This is a genomic window from Metallosphaera yellowstonensis MK1 (genome assembly GCF_000243315.1).
In the GTDB taxonomy this organism is placed as follows: Archaea; Thermoproteota; Thermoprotei_A; order Sulfolobales; family Sulfolobaceae; genus Metallosphaera; species Metallosphaera yellowstonensis.
This window is the reverse complement of the sequence record NZ_JH597768.1, coordinates 343423-350600: the sequence shown is the minus strand read 5'-3', so window position 1 is coordinate 350600 and position 7178 is coordinate 343423. Positions and strand designations below refer to the sequence as shown.

6 protein-coding genes and 4 pseudogenes are annotated in these 7178 nt (G+C 49.8%); 6 read left to right on the top strand and 4 right to left on the bottom strand.

All coding sequences use genetic code 11. The features are described 5' to 3' along the window. Window positions 1-202, top strand: a pseudogene (locus METMK1DRAFT_RS09370) (IS256 family transposase); the annotation flags it as partial. Window positions 203-300: 98 nt separating this feature from the next. On the opposite strand, the gene METMK1DRAFT_RS09365 reads toward METMK1DRAFT_RS09370, so the two are convergent. Continuing rightward, complete coding sequence (locus tag METMK1DRAFT_RS09365; protein WP_009073376.1) at window positions 301-843, bottom strand: hypothetical protein; 543 nt, start codon at window positions 841-843, stop codon at window positions 301-303. A 133-nt stretch (window positions 844-976) separates the two neighbouring features. Between METMK1DRAFT_RS09365 and METMK1DRAFT_RS09360 the strand changes: the two genes are divergently transcribed. From METMK1DRAFT_RS09360 to METMK1DRAFT_RS09345, 4 genes are read left to right on the top strand one after another with little or no spacing between them, the layout of a single operon-like run. Next, window positions 977-1876 (top strand): DUF1464 family protein, encoded by a 900-nt coding sequence (locus METMK1DRAFT_RS09360; protein ID WP_009073374.1) that lies wholly within the window; start codon window positions 977-979, stop codon window positions 1874-1876. Beyond that, window positions 1831-2715 (top strand): nucleotidyltransferase domain-containing protein, encoded by an 885-nt coding sequence (locus METMK1DRAFT_RS09355; RefSeq protein WP_009073372.1) that lies wholly within the window; start codon window positions 1831-1833, stop codon window positions 2713-2715. The genes METMK1DRAFT_RS09360 and METMK1DRAFT_RS09355 overlap by 46 nt, the downstream gene beginning before the upstream one ends. Then, window positions 2678-3562, top strand: a complete 885-nt coding sequence (locus METMK1DRAFT_RS09350) for a triphosphoribosyl-dephospho-CoA synthase (protein WP_009073369.1) — start codon at window positions 2678-2680, stop codon at window positions 3560-3562. The genes METMK1DRAFT_RS09355 and METMK1DRAFT_RS09350 overlap by 38 nt, the downstream gene beginning before the upstream one ends. Further along, on the top strand, window positions 3525-4016 hold the full coding sequence (locus METMK1DRAFT_RS09345; protein ID WP_009073367.1) for a metallophosphoesterase family protein: 492 nt from the start codon (window positions 3525-3527) through the stop codon (window positions 4014-4016). Before METMK1DRAFT_RS09350 ends, METMK1DRAFT_RS09345 begins: the two co-directional genes overlap by 38 nt. Window positions 4017-4073: 57 nt before the next feature. On the opposite strand, the pseudogene METMK1DRAFT_RS09340 reads toward METMK1DRAFT_RS09345, so the two are convergent. The 3 genes and pseudogenes from METMK1DRAFT_RS09340 to METMK1DRAFT_RS09330 all read right to left on the bottom strand — a co-directional run bounded on the left by METMK1DRAFT_RS09340 (window position 4074) and on the right by METMK1DRAFT_RS09330 (window position 6568). After that, window positions 4074-5130: pseudogene (locus METMK1DRAFT_RS09340) on the bottom strand (IS701 family transposase). A gap of 215 nt (window positions 5131-5345) precedes the next feature. Further along, window positions 5346-5738 carry a hypothetical protein gene (locus METMK1DRAFT_RS09335; RefSeq protein ID WP_009073362.1) on the bottom strand — a complete coding sequence of 131 codons (393 nt, stop codon included), beginning with the start codon at window positions 5736-5738 and terminating at the stop codon, window positions 5346-5348. Between the two features lie 95 nt (window positions 5739-5833). Continuing rightward, a pseudogene (locus METMK1DRAFT_RS09330) lies at window positions 5834-6568 on the bottom strand (IS1 family transposase). Between the two features lie 173 nt (window positions 6569-6741). Between METMK1DRAFT_RS09330 and METMK1DRAFT_RS09325 the strand changes: the two are divergent. Next, window positions 6742-7066: pseudogene (locus tag METMK1DRAFT_RS09325) on the top strand (type II toxin-antitoxin system RelE family toxin). The last annotated feature ends 112 nt before the right edge of the window (window positions 7067-7178 follow it).

The window sequence follows — 7178 nt, the reverse complement described above, 5'->3', positions numbered from 1 at the left end:
CCTCAGGTCGAACAACCTGGCCGAGTCCTTCAACTCCCTCCTGGAGAGGAGGAGGTTCGGCAAGTGCCACTCCCCCTGGAGGATACTCCAGATCGCCCGGGCCATAGCCCTCAACTACAACCTCTCGACCTGTTATCTCATCCTTGTAATAATATTACAGGGTTCCTTATTTCTTCGTGAAACGGTCAAATATATTCAATAATTTCTCCATTGAATAAGTCCAAATCAACAGAGATATTACAATTCGCAAAGGAGCCCTGAATCGCCCTTACGTAGAAGCGTTACAGTCTAGTTTCACTCTCAACTAACCCTAACCACCAAAGCTCCGGGATCAGCCACCACTTCACCCTTGACCCCCGCCGACTCCAGGAGACCCTCCATCATCTCCTTCAGGTTCTCCAGCACGTTCTTGGAAGTCAAAGTCGGAGAGAGAGCCCTCACCTCGTAACCGTTCTCTACGACCTGACCCAAAGGCCATAACAGCGACTTCGTCACTCCGATCACTCCCTCTCTGCAGTCGGGGTTGCTCTGCCTCACTATGACCCCGAGTCTCTTACCCAACTCCCTCCAACCTCCCTTGATCTCCGTGGCGTTGAATGGGGCCACAATCACTGTACCCTTGTAAAATTGGAAGACCTTCCCCATGACCTTAATGAATTCCTTCATCTCCTCCAGGTTCACCCCGCTCTCCTCTATCTCCACTCCTATCTCTAGAAGGTAATTGGTGTAATCGTAAAGGCTCATCCTTTTCCTCTGGGCCATCTCCCCCAACCTCTCGTGGACCTTGGAGTCCATGAAGCAGGACTTCCTGGTGGCCTTGGAGGACTTCCTGGACTTGGCCATGCCAACAGTTAGTATACCTACGTATATAAAGCTCCTGTATACACTCGTAGTCAGTGGCTGCCCGCTCCTGTCACCCGTCCAGTTTAAGAGGTCATCATCAAGTCTCTTAAGCCAGGGAACATTAAAAGTTCTCGTGATATTTGCTGGGATAGATCCAGGGAGTGGTAGTTACGCTGTGGCCTTCACCGACGAGTTGGGGAGGGTCGTGGCGTACAGGGAGTTTCCAACATCACTGGTGGAGAAGGATGCCTTCAGGATAGTGGGGGAGATAGCTAGACGTAAGCCTGCCCTAGTGGCATTACCCTCGGGTCACGGTCTCCCGCTCCTCCGCACCAGGGAACTGGGGGAGAAGGAGGTATTTCTGCTCTCACTGGCGGAGCCGGGGCGAGGCCCCCTCAGAGAGTTCCTGTACGCCTCCAGGGTACTCCAGGGTATAACCTTGCCCTCAGTGAAGGAGTTGGAGAGCGTACCAGAGGAGAGGAAGAGGAACGTAATTGACATGGGGACTGCGGACAAGGTTGCCTCAGCATTCTTCTACAGAACCATGTTCGAGAGTTTCGTCCTAGTTGAGGCCGGTACCAAGTTCGTCTCCCTCATACTGGTATTGAAGGGGAAAGTCGTGGATGGGATCGGAGGTACCTCGTTTCCTGGATCCGCGGGAGATCTAGACGGCGAGATTGCTTACCTACTCTCCAGGTTCTCCAGACTGACCAAGTTGGCCCTCTACTCGGGAGGAAACTATGGGAGGGCACTGGAGGTTGCCGAGATGATATCCCACTATTACTCTGAAAAGTACGGAGTGCCGGTCATAATCTCTGGGAGGAGGAAGTGGGAGGTAAATTTCGGTCTCAAACTCGACTTCAGGTTCAAGGAGGCTTCAGTGGGAGCCTCCCTCATAGCCTCAGCAGTTTCGGGGTGGGCACACAGGGAACTGGTTGACATGCTTAAAAGCTCAGGTACGGCCTTGGATTATGTGGAGGTGGAGGGATGGGAAGAGGTACTTTCTTGGATAAGGACGCGGTTCGGGACCTAAGTGGGGACTACTACTTCCTGATCACGAACGTCGCTCCTCCAGGATACCTCTTCGCCTACAGGAAGTACACCTATACTGGAAGGGGTCTCTGGAGGGGATATGAGAGAGTTCTCCCCAAGTACGGAGTGCACAACTTAGCGTCCTCCCCCCAGGAGTTCAGGTGGGAGCCATGTTACGGGGCGAGTTTCCCAGTCCTCATGAGGTCCAGGGTTAGGGATCACATGAGACCGGAGGATGCCTTCGACAGGTTGTTGAGGAACGAGAGGAAGTCCCACCTCTCTGGGGTCCTCTTCTCCCTCCTGGAGGGATTACCATCTCTGAAGCTCGGGGTCACCGGTTCCATACTCCTCGGTATAGAACACTCGGACTCAGACCTGGACCTGGTGGTTTACGGAAGGAAGGGAGCCGAGGACTTCATGGCTCAGTTTACTGGGAGGGAGCCAGACCCTCAATGGATAGTTGAGACCTCGGAGAACTACAACCTCCCACTTGATGCCGTGAAGTCTATTTACGACAGGAGGGTGAGGGGGGTTCACAGGGGAGTGAGGTACTCGTTCCTGTTCGTGAGGGAGGAAGTCGAGAAGTATTGTGAGCAGGTGTGCGAGAGCAGGGGAGAGGTAAGGACTTCGGGAGAACTCGAGGGTGACGTTGAGGCACTCTTCTACCCATCCAGGGCACTCATGGGGGGATACACGGTGATCAGCTACGAAGGGATCTTCTCCACGGTCATGTATGGCAGGAGGAGAGTTAAGGTTAGGGGAGTACTTATGTCGTGTGACGGAGAGAGGAGAGTGGTGATAGGTGCGAGGGAGGTTAGAGGCTACGTCCTACCTGTGTAGGAGGGTAGGTTTGGCCCTCTCAACTGCCTCAGTACTGGAGGCCTCTGTACCTAAACCGGGAAACGCGAGCCCTTCACAGGACGTTGAGGGTGTCAGATATACCGACGTAGTCTTATCGGCCTTGGTCATGGAGCCCAAGTACAGGGAGGCGTGCCTGAGGGGAGCTAGGAGGTCTCCCACCCTCATGGACTTGCTCCATGAGGGGGTGAAGGGTACAGAAAGGTTCTCTATTCTAGGGACAGCCCTCCTCCTCCTTCCACTGGCTTACTCTTCTCCAGGGTCCGAGGACGTGAGGGATTTAACCATGAGGGCAGGCCAATTGGTGAGGACACTCTCCCAGGAGGACTGGAAGTGGTTCAGGAAGGTTCTCCTGGAGATCTCGCCGAGCTACCTAGGGAGGGAGGATAGGATGGACTATAGGGAGGAGAACCTGAGGATGGGTGAAGTCCTTCAGTGGTCAACCAACGTGGATGAGGTTTCTAGGGAAATGGTGCGAGGTTACCCACTATCCATGGAGGTATACAGGATCCTTAAGAGGGGGGAGTGCGGGTCGTTCGTCAAGGACGTACAGAGTGCCTTTATCTATCTGCTCTCGGTGGAACCGGACGGTCTGATAGTTAGGAAGAGGGGAGGGAGGGTTGCCCTACAGGTATCCAAGATGGCCTCGAAGCTGAGCAAGTGCCCTAAAGACGAGGAACTAGAGGCGTTCAACTCCTACCTCAAGGAGAGGGGGCTCAACCCGGGTTCCACAGCAGACCTTATAGCCTCGGGTATAGCTCTATATGAACTGGAGCCAATCCTTGATACTAATGTCCGGTCTACCTTGCCGGGAAGATGTGATAGGTGAGTTTAACTGGCTAGGGGAGGAGATAGTGGGACTTGGAGACGTCGAGTGTCCCCAGAGGCTGGAGAGGTTTAGAGGTATCCTCGGGGACTTCGACGGGGTTACTGCCATGAAATACCTGGCGTCTAAAGGTCTCTTAGTCAACAGAGTAGGGGACCTCTCCAGCGACTTCTCTACTCCCTATGTTATGGTTCATAGCCCTCCCTGGGGTGTGGGGACCGGGATCATAAATGGTGTGCAGGTCGGATCTCGGGAGGTGAGGGCTAAAATACTCACCTTCAGGCCTAAGGTGGTATTTCATGGCCACTCCGAATTTCAGGGGGTTGGGCAACTTGGGGAGACGAGAGTGGTATCTGTTGGGCTGGCAGAGCTGGGATTCTACGTAAGGTATGAGGGTGAAGGGAAGTTCAGTTTCCAACGTCTCCCTGGATCCTCCAAGGGAAGCAGTTGGATTTGATCCGCCCTTGGAGGTAGACCCATAATAATTCTTCTACAGCACAGCAGTTATGGGACTTTAACGTAGCTTAAAGATTTTCATCAGCCCCGGCGGTCCTCCTAAATGACGTTCAACGAACCTGAGGAACGCCTCCACGCTCCTCAGGTTCAGCTCCCCCACCAGCTCCCTGACGACGTTGGTCACGGTGAAGATCGTGAGGTAGCCCCTAAGCCTCTCCCTCCTCCAGAAGGACGAATCCCAGGGCCTTGACGTCCCTGTGGAGCTCCTCGATCTCCCACACGACAGGCCTCCTCCCCGCTGAGCTAGAGGTAGGTCGTGTAGAGGTACCTCACGTGTGTCATGGAGTCGTGTTCCTGCGAGCAACTTCACCGTAATCGCTGGGCCTCCCAGGGTCAGGTCGGCGTAGTAGACTCCAGGTTATCCCACTGGGAGGTGTCCCTCCACCTCCTCTAGGGTCCCCTGGGCCGACTCGACCCTGAGTTCGGTTGGACTTGAGCCTTGACACTGCGTTATCCGTCACGAGCTTCTCGGACAGTACGGAAGTCGAAGACGACCCTGGCTACTGGAAGCGCTCCTTGAGCACGTCCAACATCTCCCTGGCCACCTCGATCTTGGTCTTGAACTCGTTGACCATCCCCAAGTCCAACATCTTCCTCACGGCGTAGGGGAAGGCCCCCACCATGAACGTCCTGCCCGCGGAGAGGTCCACTACGGCGACCGTGAGGAGCTTGGCCCTCTCGAACCTCCCGTGGGTGTGGCAGTAGATCCAGTAGTTCCCGTGGGGGCTCACGTCCCTCCCCCTGGAGTACTCCTTGTGGTCCACGGTGTCGTCTATGATGACTATCTGACCCTTCACCAGCCCCGACAGGACCTCCAGGTAGTTCCTCCACGCGTCGTCGAGTTCCCCCAACGCCTCCAGCAGGTTCGCGTAGTCCAACCCGAACGTCTCAGCAGCATTCCTCACGCTGGACCTCCCACCTAGCAGGACCATCAAGACGAGTGCCAACCCGACCTTCCTGCTCCTCCCGTTCCTCCTCACTATGCCCAGGACCTGGTTGACCGCCTTGATCAGATCCTCCTTAGCCAGTTCGACCTGTCCCTTCCGGTTTGACATCTTCATCTTTTCAGCGGGACGACGTCGAAAATTAAAAACTTCTCGCTAATACCGAGTTCTTGGTATTACCTCCCTAAGATTCCCATAACTGCTGTGTTATTAATTTAGGCTTAAGAGTCTGTACTTCAGTACTTGACGGCCAGCTTAATTTATCGAATATGGACTGATTTGTATAGATATTGACGAATTGTTTTATATCGAAGGCATACTTGTGCTCATCTATACTCCGGATATTGTTTGATATTATGTATTTTCTCTATGCCTATATCTTTGTAATTTTTCAAAATCTCCTCTCTAGTCTCATCATTTGCAACCTCAAGTATATCTCTAATAACCCTACCATAAATTGCTCTAATATCGTAAAATATTTCGAGTAGGACTTCCTCAGTGTCTAGCACCTCAAACGCCTTTTCCAATATTTTCCTCTTAGTCTCCTCACCTAGTGGTTTATAAATAGTCCCAGTACTCATATCCATTTCCTTCATTACTTCCCTTAAGCTCTTACCCTCTTTTTCAGCAATACGGTGAACTAATTCCTTCATAAGCCCTCCAGAAAGGTACTGTGCATATACTAAGACGTTTTCGTAATTACGTACGTTGTCTAACATATTGTGTCACTACTATATCTTCTTTTATGGAATACATGTATAAGCTTTGCTATCATCGGTGCTTTGTGAATTAGTTGAAATTTCTGATAGTGTCGTCATTGACCTACAAATTCTGGAATTAATTTTCTCTCCCATAAGACTATCGCTAGAGAATACTTAATCATCTCCAAACTTCTACTCAACCTTTGTAGCCCTCTTGAACCTAAGGAGCCTATCCCTCAATGAGGAGTGTAAAGACTCATTAGGGTTAACAAACTTGACTACGGTATGATTCCTCAAGGAGAAGTGTACATTATAATCATCACTCACCCACCTTCCACCCTCTGGAGCATATTGCAAAATTTCCTTGAAGGCCTTCTCATCCCTATCCCCAACTGAGAATAGAACGTAAAGGCCGAGGGAAGTATAAACGAAACAAGTAAAGACCCACTTGTAAAAGGCCTCAATATTCTTGGACAAGTAAGTCCATATCTCATCAACAACCTTAGCAGCAACCTTACCCTCGACTAAATCCTTAGCCTTACCCCACAACTCAACTAACTCCTCATACCTTTGCCTCCATAACGTTTAATCCAAGTGAAGACAGTACCCAAGGGAACATTTAAAACTCTAGAAACAGCCCTCATACTCATACCATTAGCATACATCTTTAAAGCCTCCTCTCTAAGCTTCCTAGAATGATGATAATAACTAGCATCACCCAAAAAGTACTTACCACAATCCCTACACAAATACTTCTGCCTACCAGCAGACTTGCCAGACTTGACAACATGATGACTACCACAAGAGGGACAAGAAATGTCTCGCCTAATTACAGGCTTCCTACCCATAAGTAATACTCATAATACAAGTATAAATAGGTCAATGACGACACTATCTTTGCCGCAATGCATTTCATTCACTACTATGATTACCACTATTATCATTATTACAACTATTATTCCTAATGAAATAATATACGAAAAGAGAAAGATTTTTAAATAAGTTTTCTATATCTTTTAATGTGGTTTGTAAGGAATGGAAATTAAGGATAATGTTCAGTAAGAGGATAAGTAACCTTGATGAGTTAGCTGATTACCTTCTAGATAGTTTTGCAAGTGATAAGTTAGTTATGCTTATCTTAGATAAGGTTTTATTATTGCTAGATAATCCCTTCAAATATTCCAGGGAAAAGTTAGGAAAGGATAAGCATGGCAATTCAATGTTCTCCATAGAAGTAACTGGAGATATAAGGATACTTTATAGCGTCGATCCGGAAAAATTGTATAGTTTTCATTTGGGAGATTAGGTCTCATAAGAAGGTTTACGGACGTTGGTTCTCTCCTTAGCTTTCTTTTCCACAATCTCCTTAAGCTTAATTACTTCATCTTTACTTAACTCCGCATAATAATATTCTCCATCCTTACCAGTCTTCATATGTATAAACTTATCATAGAGGTT

Coding starts and splice junctions, on each gene's coding strand:
- METMK1DRAFT_RS09365 (WP_009073376.1), bottom strand. CDS start 843: ATGGCCAAGTCCAGGAAGTCCTCCAAGGCCACCAGGAAGTCCTGCTTC.
- METMK1DRAFT_RS09355 (WP_009073372.1), top strand. CDS start 1,831: ATGGGAAGAGGTACTTTCTTGGATAAGGACGCGGTTCGGGACCTAAGT.
- METMK1DRAFT_RS09345 (WP_009073367.1), top strand. CDS start 3,525: ATGTCCGGTCTACCTTGCCGGGAAGATGTGATAGGTGAGTTTAACTGG.
- METMK1DRAFT_RS09335 (WP_009073362.1), bottom strand. CDS start 5,738: ATGTTAGACAACGTACGTAATTACGAAAACGTCTTAGTATATGCACAG.